Source organism: Corallococcus sp. CA054B (assembly GCF_003611625.1).
Lineage (GTDB): Bacteria > Myxococcota > Myxococcia > Myxococcales > Myxococcaceae > Corallococcus > Corallococcus coralloides.
This window is the reverse complement of the sequence record NZ_RAVY01000147.1, coordinates 1-24,304: the sequence shown is the minus strand read 5'-3', so window position 1 is coordinate 24,304 and position 24,304 is coordinate 1. Positions and strand designations below refer to the sequence as shown.

Sequence of the window (24,304 nt, the reverse complement as noted above, 5' to 3'; positions counted from 1 at the left end):
ACTCCCCGCCGCGCGGTGGCCAGGCGACCTGCCCGCCGCCCCCTTCGCGCAACGGGAACACGAACGGGAACACTCAGCGTGCCCCCCGGTGCTGACGACCTCCGCCCACGTTGACCCGCCGCATCCAAGCGGCGACCATCGTGCGCCGGGGGAACTGGATGGGAGTGGGCTGTATGGAGAAGTATTTCAATGTCCGTGGACTCAAGGTGCGCGGTCGCCGCACATGCCACCTGTCCATCCGGTACACGGCGGGTGAATCGTCACGTGCCGAAAGTTTTTCCGTTTCACGCGCGATAGATGCCCTCCCCTGGGTTGCAGGGTCGCCCCGGCATGGAAACCTGATCCCCCCATGGGCACCGACGACCTCCTCGCTCACACAGTCCTGTCTGAATCGGGTGACGCCGTGACCGACGGTGGCGGAGCGCCAGTCGTGATGTCGCCGGCCGGACAGGAGGCCCAGGAAGGGGCGGTGCTGGGCAACTACCAGCTGGAGAAGCTCCTGGGCGAAGGGTCCATGGGCCGCGTGTTCCAGGCGCGGCACGTGCGGCTGGGGCGCCAGGTGGCGCTCAAGGTGCTCAAGCCGGAGCACGCGCGGGACAGCTCGTTCGTGCAGCGCTTCTTCCAGGAGGCGCGCACCGTCAATCAGATCAACCACGAGCACATCGTGGAGGTCTTCGACTTCGTGGACGAGTCGCCCGACGGGCACGTCTACTGCGTGATGGAGCTCTTGCGCGGGCAGAGCCTGGCGGCGCTCCTGAAGGAGGAGGGGCTGACGCTGGAGCGCGTGCAGCGCATGGGCGTGCAGGTGTGCGCGGCGCTGGGCGCGGCCCATCAGGTGGGCGTGGTGCACCGGGACATCAAGCCGGACAACCTCTTCATCACGCAGCGCTCCGGGCAGCAGGACTTCGTGAAGGTGTTGGACTTCGGCGTGGCGAAGCTCATCACCACGCAGACGGGCGTGAGCCTCACCGGCACGCTGGACGGGACCATCATCGGCACGCCGGCGTACATGGCGCCGGAGCAGGCCGCGGGGCTGCCGGTGGACGCGCGCGCGGACATCTACGCGGTGGGCAACATCCTCTACGAGATGCTCTCCGGCCACCCGCCGTTCCAGGCGCCGGCCTTCGGGCAGCTGGTGGTGCAGATCATCACCCAGCCGCCGCCGCCGCTGCCGTCGCACCTGCCTTCGGGCGAGCGCGTGCCGCCGGAGCTGGCGCAGCTGGTGATGCGCTGCCTTGCGAAGGAGCCGGAAGGGCGGCCCCAGCAGCTGGCGGAGGTCACCACGGCGCTGCTCCTGATGCCCACCGCGCCGGCCCCGGAGCCGCGCACGGAGGCGCTGGTGGTGGAGGAGGCGGAGCGGCCCACCCTGCGCATGCGGGTGCCGGGCCTCCTGCGCTCCCGGCGGCTCCAGGTGTCCGTGGGGCTGGCGGCGCTCGCGCTGGTGTCCGGCATCACGACCTGGAAGGGGCTGCACTCGATGCGCGCCTCCCATGCCGAACAGGCTCCGGCGGTGGTGTCCGCCACGGAAGCGGCCGCGCAGGGGACACCGGCGGACGCGGTGACGCTCACGGTGAACTCGTCGCCGCCGGGCGCGAAGGTGGTGCGCGTGGACACCGGCGAGGAGCTGGGCGTCACGCCGCTGACGAAGGCGCTGAGCCGGCAGGCGGTGCCGCCGCAGCTGCGCGTGGAGCTCGCGGGCTACGTTCCGCTGGAGCGGGCGGTGGAGCTGAAGCAGGATGCCGCCGCCGCGGAGCTGTCCGTGCCGCTGGTGAAGGCGAGCGCGGGGCCGCGCAGAGCCCCCGCGCGTGCGCCAGGCCGCAAGGGGGGAAGCCGGGATGCGGTCATTGATCCGTTCGCGTCGCAGTGAGCCCAGGGCGCTGAGCCTGGCGCTCGCGCTCGCGCTGGGGACGCCGTTCCCGGCGGTGGCGGCGGAGGCGACGACGACCGCCGTGGACGACCAGGCGCGCGAGAAGTTCTCCGAGGGCAACCTGGCGTACGACCTGGGTGAGTTCGACCGGGCGCTCAAGGCCTTCAGCGAGGCGTACCGCCTCAAGCCGCTGCCCGCGTTCCTCTTCAACATCGCGCAGTGCCACCGGCAGCTGAACAACCCGTCGCGCGCGTCCTTCTTCTACCGGCGCTACCTGTCGCTGTCGCAGGGGGAGCCGGCCAACGCGGACGTGGTGCGCGAGCTCATCGCGGAGATGGACACCAAGGCGCGCGTCCAGGAGGAGCAGCGCCGGGAGCGCGAGCGCTTCGCCAGGGACCGCGAGCTTCAGCGGGCGCGGGAGCAGGCCGCGCTGGCGGAGGCGCGCGCCAACGAGGCGAGGCTCGCCGCGAATCCGTCCGCCGCGCCGGAGAAGAACGGGGCCACCCAGGCCCTGGCCATGGAGGTGCCGGACGCGTCCGTGAAGACGGAGGCGGGCGCCTCCAAGCCGTGGACGCGCCGCTGGTACGTCTGGGCGGGCGCGGGCGCGGTGGCGCTGCTCGCGGGCGGCGCGGTGTGGGTCGCCACGGCGCCGAATCCCCGGGACACGACGCTCGGCACCGTGGGGCGGTAGGCGGCGCTTCGCGGCGCCGCCCGGCCTTCAGCGCTGGGGCGACGGCGTGGTGGCCTGCGCCAGCACCTGCGCGGCGATGCGGCCGATGCGCGCGTGGAACGACGGGGCGTCGTGGAAGGTGAGGCGCACGTCGCCCACCTTCAGCTCGTCGCCCGTGCGCAGGAGGCGCGGCTGCTCCGCCTCCAGCGCTTCACCGTTCACCGTCACGGGCCGGGACTGCGCCAGCCGCTCCACCTTCCAGCCGCCGTCCGGCGTGGGGTGCAGGGCGAACTGCTCGCGCGACACCGTGGCGTCGTTGACCACGAAGGTGTTGTGCGACGCGCGCCCCAGCTTCAGGGGGCCGCGGTCCGCCACCCCCATCAGCTCGAAGCACAGCGCGTCGCCCGCGGGCAGGCAGTCGCGCAGGTCCATCATGGGCAGCCGCGTGGCCGCCACGTTCTGCTCCTCGGGGACGTTCCACGCGCCCGCCTCCCACACCAGCCACGCGTGCGGGTACTTGGCGTTGAACTTCTCCTGGAGTGCCATGTGCTGCCGGATGAGCAGCGAGAGCAACAGGGCTCGCATGGCCCAGTCATAACCCCATCCGCCGCTTTCGCGTCGCCCTTGCGGCTTTCCAGGTGTCCACGAGTGGGCGAAAGGGCCGGCCCGAGAGGCTACAACCGCGCAACGACAGCCCTGGCCATCCGCTCCGCCGCGCCCGCGTCCATGGGCAGGAAGAGGCACGGCTCCGTCACCTCCACCTCCTGCAGCCGGGTGCGCCCTTCGTTGTCCGTGGCCACGTCCACGCGCGCGTACAGCAGCCGCGCGCCTCCGGACGCCTCCATCACCTCGTGCGCCAGCCGCGCTTCCGCCGCGTTGTCCGGCGTGAAGCCGTGCGGCTCCGCGAAGCCCCGGGGCGCGGTGGACAGCGTGGGCGGGCGGCGCACCGCGTGGCTGAAGACGCCGTTGAAGAAGATGTACGAGCGCTCACCCTCCGTCTCGAAGGCGCGCAGGTAGGGCTGCACCATCACGTCGCCCTCCTTCGCCAGCTGGGCCACCTTCGCGCTCGCGTCATCCCACTGCTCGCGCCGGACGATGAAGACCTTGAGCCCGCCCGCCGCCACCGCGGGCTTGAGCACCACCGCGTCCCAGCCGCGCTCGCGCGCCGTCGCCGCCACGTCCAGCGTCCCGCCGGGCGGCACCCAGACGGTGGGCGTCAAGGGCAGGCCGCGCGCCTCCAGCGTCTTCAAGTAGCCCTTGTGCGTGTTCCACCGGAGCACGTCCGCCGGGTTGAACAGCCGCGTGACGCTGCCCACGCGGTCCGCCCAGGCGACGAACTCCTCGCGGCGCAGGTGGCTGTCCCAGGCGTTGCGCACCACCGCCGCGCGGACGCGGCTCCAATCCACGGTGGGGTCATCCCAGATGGCCGGCCGCGCATCCAGGCCCAGCGCCCGCAGCGCGGGCACCAGCGGCGCGTCCAGCGGGTTCAGCTGCGGCAGTCCGGCGTAGGTGATGACGGCGATGTCCAAGGCGGCGGGCTCCAGGCGGCAGGAAACGCGCCGCGTTCTAACGCGCTCCCGTGTCCCGCGCAGCCCCGCCTCTTTGTCAGGCCAGGCGCGCGAGCGGCGGCTTCCCCACGGCCGCCGTCTCCACGGTCTCCTGCGTCAGCTGCTCCGCCAGCGTCTTCGCCTCGCGCGCCACCCGCGCCAGCTCCCCCTGGCCGTGAGGGAAGGGGGCCGCGGGGCCGTCCAGCGCCAGCAGCTGCTGCCGCAGCGCCGCACCATTCGGCGTGCGCTTCTCCGGGTCCTTCTGGAGCAGCTGCATGACGATGAGGTCCAGGGCCAGCGGCACCGCGGGGTTGAGCTGCGAGGGCGGGACGACCTCCTGGTCCACCGCCGCGCGCAGCAGCACCTCTTCCGAGTGGCCGCTCAGCGCGCGCCGGCCGGTGAGGGCCTCGTGCAGCGTGAGCCCCAGGGCGAAGAGGTCCGCTCTCCCGTCGATGTCCTGGCCCATGGCCTGCTCCGGCGCCATGTAGCCCAGCTTGCCGCGCACGCTGCCGGCCACCGTGAGGTGGGCGCGCACCGCGTCCCGCGCGATGCCGAAGTCCGACAGCTTCACCTCGCCAATGCGCGACACCAGGATGTTGGGCGGGTTCAGGTCGCGGTGGACCAGCCGCAGGGGCACGCCGTCCGCGCTGGTGCGCCGGTGCAGGTAGTCCAGCGCGGACGCCAGCTCCGCGGCCAGGAACGTCGCGGCGGACAGGGGCAGGGGCCGGCGGTTCTGCGGCCTGAGCAGCGCGCTCAGGGGCAGCCCGTCCACGTACTCCATGGCCAGGAAGTAGGTGCCGCCGTGCCGGCCCAGGTCGAACACCTGGACGATGTTGGGGTGGTAGAGCGACGAGCACAGCTCCGCCTCGCGCCGGAACATGGTCACGAACGCCGCGTCGTCCGCGTACGACGGCAGGATGCGCTTCAGGGCCACCTGCTTCTCGAAGCCGCCCTCCGGCGAGTACGTGGCCCGGTACACCTCCGCCATGCCGCCCGCGCCCACGCGCTCATGCAGCACGTACTTGCCCATGACCTCCTGTTCGCGCAGCGCCGCGAGCGCGCTCCGCGTGCGCTCCAGGAAGTGCCGCGCCAGCGTCGCCGTCAGCGCGCCCGTGGCCACGAAGAAGAACGCGCGCACGCAGATGAACAGCGGCGCCAGGGTGACGAGCGGCTCCTCCGGCAACAGCGGCCGCACGAAGCCGAAGTAGAGCGCCAGGTACTCCGCCGCCACCAGCGCGCCCGCGGCCAGCCCCAGGCGCGGGTTGCTGCGCAGGCCCGCCAGCGTCACCAGCGTGCCCCAGATGACCAGCGTGGGCGCGGTGAGCGCGTACACCGGACCCTTGAAGTGCAGGTCGAACGCCAGCACCACCGCGGGGATGCTCACTTCAATGAAGACGTTCAGCCACGGGATGGCCGGGTGGAACGCGCCGGAGCGCAACACCCACCACATGCAGCCGTAGTAGCCCGACAGCACCGTGGACAGCCCCATCAGCGCGAGCGTCAGGTCCCAGCCCATCGCGGGCCCCAGCGCCGCGGCCACCACCACGCAGATGGCGGACAGGATGCTCATGAAGCGCGCCACGGACAGCTCGCGGGCCTGCGCGTCCCGCCGCAGGTGCGCGTCCAGGAAGCGCGACACGGTGCTCGATGGATTCCGGGTGATCATGTCCCCCTCACTCTAGAACGTGGCAGGACGCGTCATCCGCCTGCTCCCCCACACGTTGGGTGTGCTCCTACCATACCTCCAGCCACACGGAAGACCCTTGGAGCCCCACGAAGTGGACTTCAGGGGTCAGGTACCGCTGAAATGTTGCACCCCCGTTCCACGCCGCATGCGAGGCACGGGGGGCTTTCCTCGTCGCACCTGTTCCTTCTTCAGGCACTGCCTTCGGGCAGGAGGCTTCATGCGCAGCTCCCCCCGTCTATTGCTGGCCGCCCTGGGCGCGGTCCTTCTATTGGGCAGTGCCTGCAGTTCAGATCCAGAGGTCAATGCGGTCTGCGGAGACGGAAAGAAGGAAGGCGCCGAGCAGTGCGATGACGGCAACACCCGCGGTGGAGACGGGTGCGAAGCGAACTGCACCCTGCCGGGCGCGAAGTGCGGTGACGGCGTCAAGGCACCCACGGAGGCGTGCGACGACGGCAACACCACGGGAGGCGACGGGTGCGAGGCGGACTGTACCGTCACCACCACCCAGACGGTCCAGTGTTGGGCCACGCCTCCCGCGCCGCTCGCGAACGGCGCTACCTGTGAGGTGACGAAGGCGGGCACGGCGGGCAAGCTCTTCACGGGCATCGTGCTCAAGGACGGCCAGGTGCTGGTGGGCGGCCAGGTGCTGGTGGACGCCCAGGGCGTCATCACCTGCTCCGAGTGCGACTGCTCGAAGGCGGCGGGCGCCGCGGAGGCCGCGGTGGTGACGTGCCCCACGGGCGTCATCTCCCCGGGCCTCATCAACCCGCACGACCACCTCACCTTCCCGGGCTCGCCCCTGGCCAGCACCAGCGTGGAGCGCTACGAGCACCGCCACGACTGGCGCGAGGGCAAGAACAGCCACACCAAGCTGGAGAACAGGTCCAACTCGAAGGCGGACGCGATCCGCTGGTCGGAGCTGCGCCAGGTGATGGCGGGCACCACCGCCATCGCGGGCGCGGGCGGGCAGGCGGGGTTCCTGCGCAACATGGACACGGGCGGCAGCGCGGGCATCGCGAACCAGGAGGGCCTGGGGATGCCGTACGCGGACTCGGACACCTTCCCGCTGGGTGACAGCACCGGCAACACCCTGGCGGACAGCTGCGCCTACTCCTCGTTCCCGTCCTCGGCGACCATCACCGGGCGCACGTCCGCGTACCTGCCGCACATCGCGGAGGGCATCGCGGCCACGGCCCAGAACGAGTTCCGCTGCCTGTCCACGGGCGGCGGCAACGTCCTGTTCCCGCGCTCGGCCATCATCCACGGCGTGGGCCTGACCGCCCGGGAGATCTCGGAGATGGCGGCGCACGGCACCGGTCTCGTCTGGTCGCCCCGCTCCAACATCTCGCTGTACGGCGACACGGCGATGGTGACGGCCTACAAGCGGCTGGGCGTGTCCATCTCCCTGGGGACGGACTGGATCCGCTCCGGCTCCATGAACCTGCTGCGCGAGCTGGCGTGCGCGGACCACCTCAACACCACGCGCTACGCCAAGACCTTCACGGACGAGGACCTGTGGCGCATGGTGACGGCCAACGCCGCGGACGCGGTGGAGGTCTACTCGCGCCTGGGCCGCATCGCCCCGGGCAAGATGGCGGACCTGGCCATCTTCCGCGTGGGCGCGAACGCGGCCTCGCCGTTCCGCGCGGTCATCACCGCGCAGCCGGCGGACGTGGTGCTGACGGTGCGCGGCGGCAAGCCGCTCTACGGCGACCAGGCGCTGGTGGACGGCCTCAAGGGCACGGACGCGTGCGACGCGCTCAACGTGTGCGGCACCCAGAAGGCCGCGTGCGTGAAGTCGGAGATTGGCCAGACGCTGACGGAGTTCCAGGGCTCCCCGGACACCCGGAACCTCTACCCGCTGTTCGAGTGCGGCACGCCGGCGAACGAGCCCACCTGCGAGCCTTCGCGCAGCGCGGTGAACACCAGCTTCCCGGTGGCCGCCGTCAACGGCTCCACCGTCTACACGGGCGCGGCGAGCGCGGCGGACGCGGACGCGGACGGCATCGAGGACTCCGCCGACAACTGCCCCACCATCTTCAATCCCGTGCGTCCCATGGACAACGGGCGGCAGGTGGACACGGATGGCGACGGCGTGGGTGACGCGTGCGACCCGTGCCCCCTGGAGGCCGGCACCACCGGGTGCCAGGCCTTCCGCGGCGAGGACGACGACCACGACGGCGTGGCCACCTGGAAGGACAACTGCCCCTTCGTGGCCAACGCGGACCAGAAGGACACGGACGGCGACGGCAAGGGCGACATGTGCGACGGCTGCCCGAATGACGCGGCCTCGTGCTCGGTCGCCGACCCGTCCGACTTCGACTACGACGGCGTCGCCGCCCCTGGCGACAACTGCCCGCTCGTGGCCAACCCGGACCAGAAGGACACGGACGGCGACGGCGTGGGTGATGCGTGCGACTCGTGCCCGGGGACCATCCTCGCCGGCGGCGTGTGCGCCACCAGCGTCTACGACGTGAAGGTGACGCCCCGCTTCGGCAACCTGTCGCTGGTGAACGGGAAGGTGGCGGTGGACGACGTGGTGGTGACCGCGGTGGATGCGAAGGCGCCCAACGGCTACTGGGTGCAGGTGGCGAACTACCCGGCGGGCAAGGGCGCGGAGAACTCCGGCCTCTTCATCTACAGCCCCAAGGCCGACGTCGCGGTGGGCGACAACATCCGCGTGGAGGGCACGCTGAAGGAGTACTTCGGCCTGCTGGAGGTGACTGACGGCAAGGTGACGAAGCACAGCGCGGCCAACCCGCTGCCGGCCCCGACGGTGGTGCGCACGGAGGACATCCGCACCAACGGCCCGAAGGCGGCGGCGCTGGAGGGCACGCTGGTGGAGGTCCGCAACGTCTTCAACACCCGCCTGGAGAACTCCAACCGCGAGTTCATCGTGGACGAGAACAAGGCCGGCGACCCGGCGTCCTCGGGCCTGATGGTGGACGACCAGGCCTTCTCCTATGCCCCGCAGGTGCTGGGCACGGAGTACACCACGCTGCGTGGCGTGCTGAACTTCACCTTCAGCGACCACAAGGTGCTGCCCCGGAGCGCGGCCGACATGGTCATCCCGCTGCCGCCCCTGCCGGCGCTGACGGGCTTCGCGTCCGGCGGCTTCGTGCGCGTGGGCGGCACCCAGGCGATTCCGCAGCCCCTCACCGTGACGATGGCGAACGCCTACCCGGTGGACGTCACCGTGACCATCGGCTCCGGCGACGCGGCGGCCCTGTCCGCGGCGGGCGGGCAGGTGGTGATTCCGGCCGGCCAGACGAGCGCCACGGTGGCGCTGGAGGCGAAGGCGGTGGCGGCCTCGGTGACCCTCACCGCGACGCTGGGCACGTCCTCCCAGACGACCGCGCTGCGCGTGCTGGGTGAGACCGAAGCGGCCAGCATCACGGACCTCACCCCTGCGACGGCGGGCGTGGCGCCGGGCGGCACGGCGCGCTTCACCGTGACGTTCGACCGGCCGGTGCCGGCGGGCACCCCGCTGGACCTGGAGGTGACGCCCGTGGGCTTCGGCTCCATCACGGCCCGGGCCGTGACGACGGACGCGCTGACGGCCACCTTCGACCTGACGGTGGACGAGGCCAGCACCGGCTCCGGCACGGTGACGCTGGGCACGCTGAGCGCCACGGTGAACGTCATCACGAACATGCCTCGGCTGGTGTCGCTCACTCCGTCCACCGCCACGGTGAACGCGGGCGCGGCCCAGGTGTTCACCGTGACGCTGGAGTACGCTCCGACGGAGCCCGTGCAGGTGCTGCTGGCGCTGACCTCGCCGGCCACGCCCTTCGGCACGCTGTCCGCCACGTCGGTGGCGGTGGGCGCGGGTCAGACGACGGCGACGGTGACGTTCACCGCCGCCGCGGCAGGGGAGGGGACGGGCAGGGTGTCCGCCTCGCTCAACGGCATCACGCACTCCGCGGAGCTGACCGTGCTGCCTCCTCCCGCGAAGCTCGCCAGCGTCACGCCGGACACGGTGACGGTGACGGTGGGCACGACGCAGACGTTCACCGTCACGCTGGACCGCAAGGCCCCCGCGGGCGGCGCGGCCGTGGATGTGGCGTTCAGGCCCGCGGAGCTGGGCTCGCTGGCGGCCACGACGGTGACGGTGCCGGAGGGTCAGACGACCGCCACGGTCGTCTTCACCGCCACGGCGACCACGGGCGAAGGCCAGCTCACCGCGTCCTACCAGGGCGTGACGAAGGAGGCGGCCGTGACGGTGGCTCCGCCCCAGGGCCACGTCGTCATCAGCGAGTTCTGCGGCGGCACCTCCGAGAACGCGTCGGACGAGTTCATCGAGCTCTACAACCCCACGAACGCGGAGGTCGACATGAGCGGCTGGAAGATCCAGTACCGGGCCGCGGGCGCGACCTCCAAGTACGGTCAGTCCGCCGAGCTGCCCCAGGGCGCGAAGATCAAGGCGCACGGCTACTACCTGCTGGTCGGCAGCGCCTACTCCCTCGCGGTGGAGAAGGACGCGTCGTATTCGTTCAACACGTCCGCCAGCACGTCGGGCGGCGGCCACGTCCGCTTGGGCACGGCCGCCATCGGGCAGGAGGACAACGACGTGAACGCCATCGACACCCTGGGCTACGGCACGGGCGCGGCTCCTGAAGGCGGCCACGCCGCGCCGGCGCACCCCGCGTCCGGCGGCAGCCTGGAGCGCAAGGCCCGGGCGTCCTCCACCTCCGCCACCATGGGCGTGGGCGGCGCGGACGAACTCGCCGGCAACGGCCAGGACACGGACGACAACGCGGCGGACTTCGTGCAGCGCACGACGCGCCAGCCGCAGAACTCGTCGAGCCCCACCGAGACGCCGTAGTCCCGGCAACCCGCCCCGCTCCCCTCACCGGGGAGCGGGGACGAAGGCCTTCCTGAAATGAAGAACGCCCGGTCCCCTCACCTGGGGGACCGGGCGTCTGTTCTTCCGGGCCGCCCGGCCCGGTGGGTTCAGCGCATCAGCCCGGGGGGCCGCGCACGTGGAGGCCGCCGGAGAGGATTTGATCCAACGACGCCATCAGCGGGTCGTAGTTCACCATGCCGCGGTACAGGTTGTGGTGCAGCAGGATGCCCAGGTAGCCGCCCATCATCGTGTGGGCCATGTGCACCGGGTCCACCTCCTGGCGGAACTCCTGCCGCTTCTGGCCGAAGCGGATCATCCCCGCCAGCACCGCCACGTAGAGGGAGATCTTCTCGCGCAGCGCCTCCGCCACGCGGTCGTTGGACTCCGCGGACTCGGCGGACAGCATCCCGAAGAAGATGCCGTATTCGCGGTGGTAGCGCAGGAACTGGGACGTGCGCGACACCACGAACACCAGCTGCTCCCGGCCGGACAGGACGCGGCGCTCGGCGAGCAGCGGCGCGAACTCCATCAGGTAGCGCTGGTGCAATTCCTCGATGGCCGCCAGGAGCAGGTCTTCCTTGGTGGGGAAGTGCCAGTAGAGCGCGCCCGGTGTCATCCGGATGGCTTTCGCCAGGTCCGACATCGTCGTCGACAGGTAGCCCCGCCGAGCGAACAACGTGATGGCGGCCTCCAGGATTTCGACCCGCGTTCGCGCGGCCCGTTCCTGTTTGATTTCGCGCTTCGCTGGTTCCTTGCTCATTTCCGGGTAAATCTACACCTCACGCCAGGAGCGTCACCTTAACGATTTCAGACGGCGCGGCGACGCGCAGGGGTGGGCCCCAGAAACCGGTGCCCCGACTGACATAGAGGTGGTTGTCGACGTCCTGGAAGAGACCGGCGTCATGTTTCCAGATGGCGGAGACGGCGACGGTGAACGGGAAGAACTGTCCGCCGTGAGTATGTCCGGACAGTTGCAAGCCCATGCCCGCCTTCGCCGCCACATCCCAATTGGATGGTTGGTGCGCGAGCAGCACCGCGGCCCGGTCTGGATTCCGGCCCTGGAGGGCGGCGTCCAGGTTGTAACCCTTGGGGCCGTTGCGCATGGACCAGTCGTCCACGCCCACCATGTCGAACGCGCCGCCCGCGTCTCCAATCGTCACGTGACGGTTGCGCAACACGGTGATGCCCAGGCCGGTGAGCGCGTCCGCCCAGGTGCTGGCGTTCCAGTAGTACTCGTGGTTGCCGGTGATGAAGTGCGTGCCCGCGCGCGCCTGGAGGTTCTGGAGCGCGGCGACGGAGTGGCGCAGGTCCGCCACCGTGCCGTCCACCAGGTCGCCGGTGATGGCGACCAGGTCCGGCTTGAGCGCGTTGGCCCGCCGCACCAGCTCGTCCATGAAGCGCCGCTGGATGATGGGGCCCACGTGGATGTCGCTCATGTGGACGATGGTGAAGCCATCCAGCGCCTTGGGCAGGCCGGGCAGCCGCACCGCGACCTCGTTGACCACGGGCGGATGGAAGGCGCTCCACATGCCGTAGCCGGTGAGGCCACCCGCCGCGAGCACCGCGCCGCCCGCGGTGGCCCGCGAGAGGAACAGCCGGCGCGCTTCATCCACCGGGGGCACGGCGGGAGGCGGGGGCGGCACGGTGACGGCCAGGTCCGCCAGCGACGGCGGCGTGGCGGGGTCCGGCGCGGGCGTGGCGAGCGGCGCGGCGACGCCCCGGTGGCCGCGCGTGCGCGCCACGAGCCATCTCACCGCGCCCAGCAGCGCCAGGGAGAGCAGCAGGTAGACGGCGACGCCCATCCACGTCCACGCGAACACGGCGACGATGAACGCGGAGGGGATGATGCGCGTCACCACCCAGGACAGGAGCAGCGGCACGCACAGCGCCGTCAGCAGCACCTTGCCGGCGGTGCGCCAGGCGCGGCTCGTGGACGTGTCGCGAAAGAGGCGCCGGTACAGGTAGACGTGGACGTAGACCGACGCGACGCTGACGAGGAGGATGAACAGGATGATGCGCAACGGGCTTTCCACCATGGGAGGCCCATCCTCGCGCGCACGCGCCACGGCGCAACCGGCATGCGCGTGAAGAAGCGTGAAGCGGGCTTCCGAGCTGGGAGCCCCGCGTCCGGCGGCCGGCTACTTGCGGTGGGTGCCCAGCGCGGCGCCGATCTGCTGCCACTCCTGGGCGTAGGTGCCACGGGAGAAGGCGCGCAGGTCGTCGCCGGTCACCGTGCCGCGGGAGAGCGCCGTGTCGAGCGCCTTCACGATGGCGTTCTTGTGCGGCTGCTCCACGTACGGGTTGTCCTCGCGGAAGACCTCGCCGAAGAGCGACTCCAGGCGGCCGTCCTGCTTCAGCCGCTCCACGATGCGGTTCTGCGACACGGGCGCGTCCGCGTGCGCGTGCAGCATGGCGGAGGCGATGCCGCTCTGCGCGTCCGCGTCCGGGAACTCCGCCAGCAGCCCCAGCTCCATGTCCGCCTGGGCGATGGACTCCGCGTCCGCCGGAGAGACCGGGGCCTTCACGGCCTGCGTCTGCGCAGGCGTGGGGCGCGCGGGGGCGGGGCGCGCGGGCTCGAAGTCACTGCGGCCCTGGAAGGAGCGCACGTTGGCGTTGGCGGGCGTCCGGCCCTGGGCTCCCGGCTTGCCGTCACGCGTGGCGTCGCTCCGCTCGGACCGCTCGAACTCCGAGCGCTTCGGGGGAATGGACGGGCGATTGCCACCATCGACGCGAGACATGGGGGGACTCCAAGCGCGGGGGAAGGCCCGTCGCGATACTCGCTCCGGGTTGCGCACCTACATCCGTTATCGGTCCGTCCTTCCCCCGGGTTGCGTAACCCCCCGGTCCACAGGCCCCGCACGGCCGCCCGCCTGCCGCGTCAGGGCCCCTTCCCAATCCTGGATCATCCGGCCTTGGCCGCCTTCCCTCCGGGCCAACCCCTTGATTCCAGGGGGCTTTCGTCCCGGGCGGAAATCCGGCGCTTCGCCGCGATGCGTCACCCAGCGGGTGAGAAGATTTCTTCGAGGCCGGCCGGAAGGCTGGTCTGCCATGCGGGGTAATTATGGCCCCCGCTGTAGGGCCGGTATGTGGCGTGGTGCCCGGCCGCCTGGAGGATGGGCAGGAGGCGCTGGTTGCCGTCCTGGAGGCCCTCGAAGCGGCCGCAGTCCATCCAGACGTGGAGCGGCGGCTGGCCGGTGCGCCGGGCCAGGTCGAAGACGACCATGTCGGTGCCTTCGATGGAGAAGGCGCCGGACTGGGACAGGGCGCGGCCGAAGACGTGCGGCAGGCGCTGGGCCGCGTAGAGCGCCATCAGGCCGCCCAGCGACGAGCCCAGCACCGCGTGCGCGCCCGGCGTGCGCTGCTCATCCACCAGCGGCAGGTGCTCGCGGGCCAGGGGAAGCACGCGCTGGTGCAGGAAGGCCACGGTGGCCTCGCTGCACGCGTACTCGGCGGTGCGGGCCGGGCCGCCGTTGGCCACGAAGGCCATGGCCACGGGGCGCATGCGGCCCGCGGCGATCAGGTTGTCCACCACCACGGGCAGTTGGACGCGCTGGAGGTAGTCGTCGCCGTCCAGCACCACCATGAGCGGCACGGGGCCCTTCACGGGCGGCGCGTAGAGGGCCACCCCGCGCTTCCTGCCCACGGCCCACTCGTGCGTCGCCAGCGGGTGGCGCGTCACGCGGCCCTTGGGCACGTTCCGGATGCGCTTGCCCAGCGGCGTCGCTTCGCCCCTGGGCATCCAGAAGCAGTGGTTGAAGTCGCCGAAGCCGTTGTCGGAGCGGCGCGGGTTGAAGGCGTCGCGCACGCGGCGGCCCTTCGCGTCCTGGAGCGCGTACTCGACGTAGGCGTCCTCGGGCAGCGCCAGCGAGCGCGCCCACAAGCCCTTTCCCACGCGCTCCAGCGGCAGGGGCGTGCCGCGCCAGTCCTGGAAGTCTCCCTGGAGGAAGACCTGCCGGGGGCCCTTCCACACGAAGGTGGCGGTGTCTCCGTCGATGAGCGGCGTGCCCTCTTCGCGCGCGCGGGCTTCCAGCGTCCGGGTGTCATCCATGCGTGGCGCGCAATGTAGTCACGGGGACAGCAGGTCGCGCAGCGCTCCGGTCAGGTCGGGGTGGCGGAACTGGAAGCCCGCCTCCAGCGCGCGCCGGGGCATCACCCGCTGGCCCTCCAGCGCCACGCGCGCCATCTCCCCGAAGCGCGCCTTGAGGACGATGCCCGGCACCGACAGCGCCGCGGGCCGCTCCAGCACCGCGCCCAGCGTGTGCGCGAAGGTCGCGTTGGTGACGGGCTCCGGTGACGTGGCGTTCACCGGGCCGGACAGCGCGGGGTGCTCCAGCGTGAAGCGCATCAGCTGGAAGAGGTCGTCTCTGTGGACCCAGCTGACGTACTGCTGGCCGTTGCCCACCTTCGCGCCCGCGCCCATGCGGAACACCGGCAGCATCCGGTGCAGCACGCCGCCCGCAGGGTGCAGCACCACGCCGATGCGCAGGCGCACCGTGCGGATGCCCGCCTCCTCCGCGCGCAGGGCCTCCGCCTCCCAGCCCTGGCACACGTGGGCGAGGAAGTCGTCGCCGGGCGCGTCCTCCTCCGTCAGCGTCTGCCCCGCCCGGGCGCCGCCGTAGAAGCCCACCGCCGACGCGCAGACGAAGTGCCGCACGCTGCCCGCCTGCTTCATGGCCTCCACCAGCACGCGCGTGCCCTCCACGCGGCTCTGGTGGATGCGGTGCTTCGCCTCATGCGTCCAGCGTTGGTCCACCGGCTCTCCGGCCAGGTGCACCACGCCCTCCGCGCCCGCGAGCGCGTCCGGGGACAGCGGCGTGCTCCCGTCGAAGTAGGAGCCCGTGACCCCGGCGGGCAGCCGGCCGAGCGCGTGTTCCACGTTCCGGCTGAGCACGTGCACCGTGTGGCCGGCCTCCAGCAAACCTTGGACAAGGCCTGGACCGAGGAAGCCGGTGGCGCCCGTGCAGGTCACCCTCAAGGGTGGGCCTCCTTCTCTCGTTCAGCGGTCAGGTCCTGGCCCACCAGCTCACTCAGGGCGGTGAAGAAGCGGGCCTGCTCCTCCGGCTTCATGCGCCCGGAGTGGCGGTAGACCGCCGTGCCCTCCGCGTCCAGCAGCATCACCGTGGACGTCTTGGTGGGCAGCTTCAAGGGCGGCTGGCCCAGGGTGCCCTTCAGGTCCACCAGGATGGGCACGCCGGCCTTCTTCTCCTCGTCACGCACGTACGACAGGGCGATCTCCCGCGCGGGAAAGAAGTCGTATTTCTCCAGATTGGCCACCGCCACCACGAACGCGCTCTGCAGCAGGCCGCGCTCGCGTCCCCGGGTGAACAGCTCCGCCTTCAGGGGGGCGTTGAGTGTCGTGGAGTCCTTGTCCTCGTAGAAGAGGATGACGGGTTTCCCACGCCAGCGGGCCAGCTGAACTCGCTCTCCACTGGAGGTGCTTAACGTCGCGTCCACGGGCTCCGGAGCCGGGGCGGCGCTACCCGCGCTTCCCGCCGCCAGGGTCACCGTCAACGCGCCTGCGATCCACGCCTTCATGGGGGAGTCTCCGTGTACAAGGTTTTTGCAAACCTTAGACATAGCCTTGACAATCTCTGGACGCAAACGCTACCTCTAGGTGAGAAGGCTGCCGCCGTGCTCCCGACTTCGGAGATCCGCTGTATGGCCACCCTGCTTCCCAACGTGCAGCAGACCTCCGCCGGAGCAGGACCCCCGGAACACGCCTGGCTGCAGCTCGTGCAGGCTGAGGTGGAGGCCGCGCTCGCCCAGCTGTTCGAGCTGCCGGACGAGCAGGGCCTGGACGCACGTTGGACACACGCGGCGGCGCAGGCGCGGGCCTATGCGCTGCGGCCGGCGAAGCGGCTGAGGCCGGCGCTGGTGCTGGCGGGGCACGGCCTGGCGCGCGGGAGCACCGCGGTGCCGCCGGGGCTGTGGCGCTTCGCCGCGGGGCTGGAGCTGCTGCACACGTTCCTGCTCATCCATGACGACGTGGCGGATCAGGCGGAGCTGCGACGGGGCGGGCCGGTGCTGCACCGGATGCTGGCCCCGGGCCGGCCGGGCGAGGACCTGGCGGTGGTGATGGGGGACCACCTCTTCGCGCGCTCGCTGGAGGCGATGCTGGAGTCGGGGCTGCCGGGAGCATCCAGCGTGGCGCGCTACTACCTGGGCGTGTGCCGGCACACGGCGGCGGGGCAGTACCTGGACCTGGACCTGGCGCGCGTGCCGCTGGCGGAGATGTCGCTCTTCCAGACGCTGCGCGTGGCGCACCTCAAGACGGCGCGCTACGGCTTCTGCGCCCCGCTGGTGTGCGGCGCGATGCTGGGCGGCGCGGACGCGGGGCTGCTGGAGGGACTGGAGCGCGTGGGGCGCTCGGTGGGGCTCGCGTACCAGCTGCGCGATGATCTCATCGGTCTGTTCGGCGACGCGACCGTGGCGGGCAAGGCGTCCGACGGCGACTTCATGCAGGCCAAGCGCACCTTCCCGGTGGTGGCCGCGTACGTGCGCGCCACGCCCGAGGGCCGCGAGGAGCTGGAGCAGCTGTGGGCGCTGCCGGTGGAGTGCAAGGACGACGCGGCGCTCGCCCGTGCGCGGGAGCTGGTGGAGCACTTCGGCGGCCGTGCGGCGTGTGAGCGCGCGGTGGAGCGCGCGTCGCGTTCGGCGCGGCGGAGCCTGCAGGCGTTGCCCAATCCCCATGGCCTGAGGGACCTGCTGGATGCCCTCATCACCCGGCTGTCGCGTCGCGCTTCCTGAGGACACCGTCATGAGCGCACAGGGCAAGCGGGTCGTGGTGGTGGGCGCGGGGGTGGGCGGACTGGCCGCGGCGGCGAGGCTCGCGCGGCAGGGCTTCGACGTCCAGGTCTTCGAGAAGACGCACGGCCCGGGAGGCCGGTGCAACCAGCTCCAGGTGGATGGGTTCACCTGGGACGTGGGTCCCACCATCGTGCTGATGCCGGAGGTGTTCGAGGAGACCTTCCGCGCGCTGGGCCGCCGCATCGAGGACTACCTCACGCTGGTGCGGTGCGACCCGAACTACCGGGTGCACTTCCGCGACGGCTCGGATGTCACCTTCACGTCCGAGCTGTGCACCATGGGCCGCGAGCTGGAGCGCGTGGAGCCGGGCAGCTTCCAGCGCTACCTGGCCTTCATGGCGCAGGGCCGTGAGCAGTACCGCATCAGCCTGGACCACTTCGTGGGCCGCAACTTCAATGGCGTGAGCGACTACTTCTCCCCCGGGGTGCTGGCCAGGATTTTCAAGGCCCGTGCGCACCGCCGCATGTACGCGGACGTCAGCCGCTACTTCCAGGACGACCGGCTGCGCGCGGCGATGACGTTCCAGACCATGTACCTGGGCGTGTCTCCCTTTGAATCGCCCGCGGTGTATGGCCTGTTGCCCTTCACGGAATTGGGCGTGGGCATCTGGTTCCCGAAGGGCGGCCTGTATGCCATTCCGCTCGCGCTGGAGCGGCTGGCGCGTGAGGAGGGCGTGACGCTGCACTACGGCCAGGCGGTGGAGCGCATCCTCACCGAAGGCGGGCGCACCACGGGCGTGCGGCTCGCGGGGGGCGAGGAGGTGTCCGCGGATGCCGTCCTGTGCAACGCGGACCTGCCGTACGCGTACGAGAAGCTGCTGGATCCGAAGGACGCGCCGTTCAAGCGAGGCGAGAAGCTGCGCTTCACCTCCAGCGGCTACATGCTCTACCTGGGCATGAAGAAGAAGGTGCCGGGCCTGCTGCATCACAACGTGATGTTCGGCCGGGACTACGCGGGCTCGTTCGACGACATCTTCCAGCGCTTCCGCGTGCCGGAGGACCCCAGCTTCTACGTCAACGTGCCCACGCGCACGGACCCCTCGCTGGCGCCGGAGGGGAAGGACTCGCTCTACGTGCTGGTGCCCGTGCCGCACCAGCACCCGGGGATGGACTGGAAGGTGGAGGGCCCCAAGGTGCGCGCGAAGGTGTTCCAGCGCCTGGCGGAGCTGGGGTACCCAGACTTGGAAGCGGACATCGAAGTGGAGCGCGTCTTCACCCCGGATGACTGGGCGGGCACGTACAACCTGGCGCGCGGGAGCGCGTTCGGGCTGGCGCAGAACTTCTTCCAGATTGGCCCTTTTCGGCCGGCCAACGTGGACCCCCACGTGAAGAACCTCTTCTTCGTGGGCGCCTCCACGCAGCCGGGCACGGGCCTGCCCACGGTGCTCATCTCCGCGCGGCTCGTCACCGAGCGGCTGACGGCGTGGGCCCAGAAGCAGGGCGTGGCGCTGTCGCCTCGCGCGGGCGTCCCGGCGGTGGAGGTGGCGGCATGAGCGCGACCGCTTCTCCATCGCTCATCGCTCAGGGCTACCGGCGCGCGCGGGTCGTCACGCGCCACCACGCCAAGAGCTTCTTCTTCGCGTCGTATCTCCTCTTCGGACAGCGGCGGAAGGCGGCCTTCGCGCTGTATGCCTTCTGCCGGCGGCTGGACGACCTGGTGGACGCGGGCGAGAGCGCGCTGCCGGGTGAAGCGCCCATGGCCCTGGCGACGCGGCTGGCCCGGGCGCGCGAGCGCGTGGCGGAGGTGTACCTGCCGCTGCCGGAGCTGGCTTCGAAGGAGCTGGGCCCGCCGTCCGCGCGCCAGCCCTCCGCGGAGGCGCCGTCGCCGTGGGACCCGAGCGAGTTCGCGGCCCTGCGCCACACCATCCACCACTACCGGATTCCGGAGCAGCCCTTCCAGGACCTCATCTCCGGCATGGAGATGGACCTGACGAAGGTGCGCTACGACACGTGGGAGGAGTTGGACCTGTACTGCTACCGCGTCGCGGGCGTGGTCGGGTTGATGCTGACGCCGGTGCTGGGCTGCGAGGACTCGCGCGCGGTGGAGCCGGCGGCGGACCTGGGCCGCGCGATGCAGCTCACCAACATCCTGCGTGACGTGCGCGAGGACCTGGAGCGCGGCCGGGTGTACCTGCCCTCGGAGGAGCTGCATGCCTTTGGCATCACCGAGGACGACCTGCGCGCGGGGCGGGTGGACGCGAAGTGGCGCGACTTCATGCGCTTTCAAATCCAGCGTGCGCGGGCGTACTACGCGCGCGCGGCGGCGGGCGTGCGCTACCTCACCGGCTTTGGCAGCCAGCGCATGGTGCGGCTGATGGGCGCCATCTACGGCGACATCCTGCGCGACATCGAAGCGCGGGATTACGACGTGTTCAGCGGCCGGGCCCACACGACGACGGGACGCAAGCTGGAGCTGGCGGCGACCGTGTTCCTGCGCCCCTGGGCCGCGCTGCCGGAGGCGCCCCTGGCCCTGCCGTCCGCGCCGGTGCCGCTGTTGCCCACGGGCACGGGAGGCTCGCGATGAAGGCCTCGCGCGTGGCGGTGATTGGCGGCGGCATTGGTGGGCTGACGGCCGCGGGCCTGCTGGCGAAGGAGGGCCACGCGGTGACGCTGTTCGAAGGCGGCCCGTCCCTGGGCGGCAAGGCGCAGGCGGTGTCGGTGGAGGGGCTCACGCTGGACACGGGCCCCACGCTGCTCACGTTGCCGGCGCTGGTGCGCGGAACGTTCGAGCAGCTGGGCGCGGTGGACCTGCTGCCGCCGTTCACGGAGCTGGAGCCGCAGTGCACCTACCACTTCACGGACGGGTGCGGCTTCACGGCGTACAAGGACCTGGAGCGCATGGCGGACAGCGCCGCGGAGCTGCGGCCCATCGAGCGCAAGGGCGTGCACTCCTTCTACGCGGAGGCCGCGGCCATCTGGCGCGCGGCGGGCGAGCCCTACCTGGAAGCCCCCTTCGAGGGCATGGCCGGCTTCATGGCGCGCGTGGCCCGCCGGGGCATCGGCGCGATGCTGGCGGGGATGAAGCTGGACACGCTGCACGCGCTGGCGGCGAAGCACTTCCAGACGCACCACCTGCGGCAGTACGTGGGGCGCTTCGCCACCTACGCGGGCGGGTCGCCGTATGCGTCCAGCGCGGCGTTCGCGCTCATCCCGCACATCGAACATGCGTATGGCGTGCATCACGTGCGCGGCGGCATCGGAGCGCTGGTGGAGGCGCTGGGGCAGGCGGTGCGGCGGCTGGGCGTGACGGTTCACCTGGACACGCGTGCGCGCTTCGAGCGCATCACCGAAGGCTACCGCGTGGAGCCGGTCGCGGAGGTGTTCGACAGCGTGGTGGTGAACGCGGACCCGTTGGCGTCGCTGCGCCGGGAGTCGGAGCCGCTGTCGCTGTCCGGCTTCGTGCTGCTCCTGGAGGTGGAGGGGCGCACGGCGGTTCCGCACCACGCGGTGATGTTCGGCGGGGACTACCGGAAGGAGTTCGATGAACTCTTCGCGGGCCAGCTCGCCACGGACCCCACGGTGTATGTCTGCAACCCGTCCGCCACGGATTCGAGCATGGCGCCCCCGGGCCGCACGGGGCTGTTCGTGATGGTGAACGCGCCGGCCATGCCGCTGGAGGAGGGCAGGGCGGAGCAGGCCCGGCGTGACTGGGAGTCCAGCGGGGAGCGCGTGCGTGAGCAGATGTTCGAGAAGCTCGTCCGGCACTACCCGGCGTTGAAGGGGCGCGTGCGCGTGGTGGGGCAGCGCTCGCCGGTGGACCTGGCGGCGCGCGGGGCCCCGGGGGGCTCCATCTACGGCTTCCTGCCGCATGGCCGCTTTGGTCCGTTCCGCAGGCCGCGCATCCGGGGCGGCACGCCGGGGCTGTTCTTCGCGGGCGGTGGTACGCATCCGGGCGGCGGGGTGCCGCTGGTGATGCTGTCAGGGCGGTTCGCGGCCCAGATGGCGTCCGCGCACCTGCGGGAGGTCGCATGAAGTCCGTCCTCGCCCAGAACCTCCTGTCCGACGCGGCGGAGTCGTGTGCCTTGCCCGAGCTGCCGGACATGCCGGGGGCGTACCGTTGGTTCTACGCGGACGTGACCGCCGGGCCGTACAGCGCGGTGTGCATCTTCATGCTGGGGTCGTTGTTCTCACCGCGCTACTCCGTCGCGGCGCGGCGGGGCGGACATCCGCTGGCGTACAGCGCGGTGAACTTCGCGCTCTACCACCAGGGTGTGCGCAAGTTGTGGGTGCTGAGCGAGTACCCGCGCGTGGAGATGCAGGGACCGGGACGGCTGTGCATCGGCCGCTCCACGTTGACGTACGCGGTGGATGGCACGGTGCGCATGGAGGTGGATGACGGGACGGCGCCGTGGGGCCGTCCGGTGCGCGCGAGCCTGACGTTGCGGCCGCTGACGGGGCGGGGCACGGAGGTGCAGCTCATGCCGGGCCTGCCGCACTACTGGCAGGCATTGGCGCCCCGGTCGGAGGCCCGGCTGGAGGTGTCCACGCTGGGCGTGACGGCGGAGGGGATGGGCTACCACGACACGAACCACGGCCAGGAGTTGCTGGGCGCGCGGCTGTCCGGCTGGCACTGGGCGCGCACGCACCACGCGAACCACACGGTGGTGGACTACCACCTGCCGGACGGCGTGGCGCCGGTGCGCATGGTGGCGGGGGCGAATGGCGTGGTGTGCGAGCGCGGCCCGAATCCCGAGGCGCGTCCCACGAACCTGACGGGCTGGGGGCTGCGTGTCCCCGCGAGGCTGCACACGGGCAACGAGGTGGTGGGCGTACCGCACCTGCTGGAGTCGTCGCCCTTCTACGCGCGGCTGGAGTCGAGGCGGGACACGCTGGACACGATGGGCGAGGTGGCGGACTTCCGCCGCTTCCATTCCCCGTTCATCCGCTGGATGGCGCACTTCCGCACGCGCATGGGGAGGGCGGGATGAGCGCGCTCCCGCTGGGGGGCATGGGGCGGCCTGCGCGGAAGAACGCCATGGGCGCGCATGCGACTCCGTTTCGCGAGCGCAAGGGACGGACGCCATGAACGCGCTCGGCTTCTTCACGCTCGGATGGACGGCGATGGCCGGTGGCTTCAGCGCGGTGGCGCTGGCGCGGCTGTATCGCCGTGCCCCCGTGCCGGCTGGGGGGGCGTTGCCGTCCGTGCTGCTCCTGCGCCCCGTGGATGCGCCCACGCCGCTGGAGCTGGAGAACCTGGCGCTCCCCATCGACTACGCGGGGCCGCTGGAGCAGGTGGTGCTGTCTCCGTACCGGCCGCGTCTGGCCGAGGGCGTGCGCTGGCTTCCGAGCGATCCGGTATGCCCCAACCGCAAGGTGGGCCACCTGCTCTACGCGCTGGCGACGCTCGATGTTCGCGGGCGGGTGGTGCTCGCGGTGGACGCGGACGTGGCGGTGACGGGCGCGCTGGTGGAGGGCCTGGCCTCTCCGCTCGTGGCCGGCGCCGCCTTGAGCACCGCCGCTCCCACTCCTGTTGGCGCGGTGGACGCCGCGGGTCGCGCGATGGCGGGACTGCTCCGTTATACGCACCACAGCTTCCGCGCGCTGCACGCGATGAGCGCGGGCGCGCAGGCCGTGTGCGGCAAGGCGCTCGGGCTGTCACCGCGCGCGGCGGAGGAGCTGGCCGGACTGTCGGACCACATTGGCGAGGACCTGGAGCTGGCGAAGCGGCTGCATGCGCAGGGGCTGGACGTGGCGCTGAGCCCCGCGCCCGCGTGGGTGCCTGTCGCCCACGGGGCGTCCTGGCGCGTGCCGCTGGAGCGCTTCACGCGCTGGATGCAGGTGCTCGCGAGCCACCGGCCGGGTCTGTATCCCACCGTGCCGCTGCTCTTCACGCCCACCGTGCCGCTGTTGCTCCTGGCCGCGTGGCTCCATGAGCCCGCCGTCTGGCTCGCGGTGGCGGCGCTCGTCGCCGTGCGCACGTTGCTGTCGCTGCGCCTCGCCGTGTTGAGCCGCGTGCCCTCGGAGGTGGACCAGGGCCACGCGCTGACGGATTGGCTACAGGGTGAGCTGCTGCTGCTCGCGGCCTTCGCGGCCTCGCTGACGCGGCAGGGAAGGGTGACCTGGCGCGGCCATACCTACGCGCTGGAAGCTGGGGGACGCATGGTGCGGGTGGCGTCGCAGTGGAGTGGAGGCCCGGGATGACCTACGCGCGCTTCCTGGGGCTCTTCGTCGTCCTGCCCATCTTGTTCCTGCTCGTGCGCTACCGCCGCACGCTGTCGTGGCGCGGGCTCGCGCCCATGGGCTTGCTGCTCATCATCGTCTACGCGGCCACGTCGCCGTGGGACAACATGGCCGTGAAGTGGGGCCTGTGGGGCTTCGACCCGGAGCGCATCTGGGGCGTGAAGCTGGGCTATCTGCCGCTGGAGGAGTACCTCTTCTTCGGCCTCCAGACGCTGCTCGTGGGCCTGTGGGCGCGCGACCGGCTGGAGCGCGCGCTGGCCAAGAAGCCACGGCCCGTGGCTCAAGAGCAGAAGTCCGTCCGCGCGGAGCGGGCCCTGGAGCCTTCCGAGGTGTCGCCATGATGGAGACGCGCTGGGCGTACCTCATCCACCTGCTGGCCTGGACGCTGCCGGTGATTGCCATTCAACTGGCGGCGCTCGTGATGCACTACAAGGCCCGCTCGGGGGAGGTGCTGCGCGCGGTGCTTCCCCCGGCGTTCGTCATCGGCGTGTACCTGTCCATCGCGGACCACCTGGCCATCTCCACCGGCATCTGGAACTTCGGAGAGGGGCGCCACGTGGGCGTGTACGTGGGCGCCGTGCCGCTGGAGGAGATCCTCTTCTTCCTCATCACGAGCGTGCTGGTGTCGCTGGGGCTCGCGCTGTTCACGGCGCTCCTGCGGCTCCGGGAGGCGCGGGCGTCTTGATTCGCGCGGCCAAGGG

At 71.4% G+C, this 24,304-nt stretch carries 20 protein-coding genes; 11 read left to right on the top strand and 9 right to left on the bottom strand.

Annotated features, from left to right (window positions below):
* Positions 1-349 precede the first annotated feature (349 nt).
* A complete protein-coding gene (locus tag D7V80_RS28980; protein ID WP_120591242.1) occupies positions 350-1,867 on the top strand; it encodes a serine/threonine-protein kinase in 1,518 nt (505 codons plus the stop codon).
* Positions 1,836-2,558, top strand: coding sequence for a tetratricopeptide repeat protein (locus D7V80_RS28975; RefSeq protein WP_120591241.1), 723 nt, complete (start codon positions 1,836-1,838; stop codon positions 2,556-2,558). Before D7V80_RS28980 ends, D7V80_RS28975 begins: the two co-directional genes overlap by 32 nt.
* A 27-nt stretch (positions 2,559-2,585) precedes the next feature.
* On the opposite strand, the gene D7V80_RS28970 is transcribed toward D7V80_RS28975, so the two are convergent.
* The 3 genes from D7V80_RS28970 to D7V80_RS28960 all read right to left on the bottom strand — a co-directional run bounded on the left by D7V80_RS28970 (position 2,586) and on the right by D7V80_RS28960 (position 5,750).
* Complete coding sequence (locus D7V80_RS28970; protein WP_120591240.1) at positions 2,586-3,122, bottom strand: FHA domain-containing protein; 537 nt, start codon at positions 3,120-3,122, stop codon at positions 2,586-2,588.
* Between the two features lie 89 nt (positions 3,123-3,211).
* Positions 3,212-4,066, bottom strand: coding sequence for a RimK family alpha-L-glutamate ligase (locus D7V80_RS28965; protein ID WP_120591239.1), 855 nt, complete (start codon positions 4,064-4,066; stop codon positions 3,212-3,214).
* Positions 4,067-4,142: 76 nt separating this feature from the next.
* Positions 4,143-5,750 carry a serine/threonine-protein kinase gene (locus D7V80_RS28960; protein WP_120591238.1) on the bottom strand — a complete coding sequence of 536 codons (1,608 nt, stop codon included), beginning with the start codon at positions 5,748-5,750 and terminating at the stop codon, positions 4,143-4,145.
* A 238-nt stretch (positions 5,751-5,988) separates the two neighbouring features.
* Between D7V80_RS28960 and D7V80_RS28955 the strand changes: the two genes are divergently transcribed.
* On the top strand, positions 5,989-10,596 hold the full coding sequence (locus tag D7V80_RS28955) for a lamin tail domain-containing protein (RefSeq protein ID WP_120591237.1): 4,608 nt from the start codon (positions 5,989-5,991) through the stop codon (positions 10,594-10,596).
* A gap of 136 nt (positions 10,597-10,732) precedes the next feature.
* On the opposite strand, the gene D7V80_RS28950 is transcribed toward D7V80_RS28955, so the two are convergent.
* The 6 genes from D7V80_RS28950 to D7V80_RS28925 all read right to left on the bottom strand — a co-directional run bounded on the left by D7V80_RS28950 (position 10,733) and on the right by D7V80_RS28925 (position 16,152).
* Complete coding sequence (locus D7V80_RS28950; protein WP_120591236.1) at positions 10,733-11,377, bottom strand: TetR/AcrR family transcriptional regulator; 645 nt, start codon at positions 11,375-11,377, stop codon at positions 10,733-10,735.
* 19 nt (positions 11,378-11,396) lie between these two features.
* Positions 11,397-12,653: a metallophosphoesterase gene (locus D7V80_RS28945; protein WP_120591235.1), complete on the bottom strand. Its 1,257-nt coding sequence runs from the start codon at positions 12,651-12,653 to the stop codon at positions 11,397-11,399.
* 102 nt (positions 12,654-12,755) lie between these two features.
* Positions 12,756-13,355 carry a hypothetical protein gene (locus tag D7V80_RS28940; protein WP_120591234.1) on the bottom strand — a complete coding sequence of 200 codons (600 nt, stop codon included), beginning with the start codon at positions 13,353-13,355 and terminating at the stop codon, positions 12,756-12,758.
* Positions 13,356-13,612: 257 nt separating this feature from the next.
* A complete protein-coding gene (locus D7V80_RS28935) occupies positions 13,613-14,665 on the bottom strand; it encodes an alpha/beta hydrolase-fold protein (protein ID WP_120591233.1) in 1,053 nt (350 codons plus the stop codon).
* 18 nt (positions 14,666-14,683) lie between these two features.
* Positions 14,684-15,592, bottom strand: a complete 909-nt coding sequence (locus D7V80_RS28930; protein WP_120591232.1) for a TIGR01777 family oxidoreductase — start codon at positions 15,590-15,592, stop codon at positions 14,684-14,686.
* A complete protein-coding gene (locus D7V80_RS28925; protein WP_199738880.1) occupies positions 15,589-16,152 on the bottom strand; it encodes a hypothetical protein in 564 nt (187 codons plus the stop codon). Before D7V80_RS28925 ends, D7V80_RS28930 begins: the two co-directional genes overlap by 4 nt.
* 123 nt (positions 16,153-16,275) lie before the next feature.
* On the opposite strand from D7V80_RS28925, the gene D7V80_RS28920 reads away from it, so the two are divergent.
* The 8 genes from D7V80_RS28920 to D7V80_RS28885 all read left to right on the top strand — a co-directional run bounded on the left by D7V80_RS28920 (position 16,276) and on the right by D7V80_RS28885 (position 24,288).
* Complete coding sequence (locus tag D7V80_RS28920) at positions 16,276-17,364, top strand: polyprenyl synthetase family protein (protein WP_120591230.1); 1,089 nt, start codon at positions 16,276-16,278, stop codon at positions 17,362-17,364.
* Between the two features lie 10 nt (positions 17,365-17,374).
* Positions 17,375-18,916, top strand: coding sequence for an NAD(P)/FAD-dependent oxidoreductase (locus tag D7V80_RS28915; RefSeq protein ID WP_120591229.1), 1,542 nt, complete (start codon positions 17,375-17,377; stop codon positions 18,914-18,916).
* On the top strand, positions 18,913-19,947 hold the full coding sequence (locus D7V80_RS28910) for a phytoene/squalene synthase family protein (RefSeq protein WP_120591228.1): 1,035 nt from the start codon (positions 18,913-18,915) through the stop codon (positions 19,945-19,947). Before D7V80_RS28915 ends, D7V80_RS28910 begins: the two co-directional genes overlap by 4 nt.
* A complete protein-coding gene (locus D7V80_RS28905; protein WP_120591227.1) occupies positions 19,944-21,395 on the top strand; it encodes an NAD(P)/FAD-dependent oxidoreductase in 1,452 nt (483 codons plus the stop codon). Before D7V80_RS28910 ends, D7V80_RS28905 begins: the two co-directional genes overlap by 4 nt.
* Positions 21,392-22,351 (top strand): carotenoid 1,2-hydratase, encoded by a 960-nt coding sequence (locus D7V80_RS28900; RefSeq protein WP_120591226.1) that lies wholly within the window; start codon positions 21,392-21,394, stop codon positions 22,349-22,351. The genes D7V80_RS28905 and D7V80_RS28900 overlap by 4 nt, the downstream gene beginning before the upstream one ends.
* A gap of 94 nt (positions 22,352-22,445) precedes the next feature.
* Positions 22,446-23,564 carry a glycosyltransferase gene (locus tag D7V80_RS28895; RefSeq protein WP_120591225.1) on the top strand — a complete coding sequence of 373 codons (1,119 nt, stop codon included), beginning with the start codon at positions 22,446-22,448 and terminating at the stop codon, positions 23,562-23,564.
* The gene (locus tag D7V80_RS28890; protein WP_120591224.1) at positions 23,561-23,944 is read left to right on the top strand and encodes a lycopene cyclase domain-containing protein; all 384 of its coding nucleotides are present in this window, start codon (positions 23,561-23,563) and stop codon (positions 23,942-23,944) included. The genes D7V80_RS28895 and D7V80_RS28890 overlap by 4 nt, the downstream gene beginning before the upstream one ends.
* The gene (locus tag D7V80_RS28885; RefSeq protein ID WP_120591223.1) at positions 23,941-24,288 is read left to right on the top strand and encodes a lycopene cyclase domain-containing protein; all 348 of its coding nucleotides are present in this window, start codon (positions 23,941-23,943) and stop codon (positions 24,286-24,288) included. Before D7V80_RS28890 ends, D7V80_RS28885 begins: the two co-directional genes overlap by 4 nt.
* The last annotated feature ends 16 nt before the right edge of the window (positions 24,289-24,304 follow it).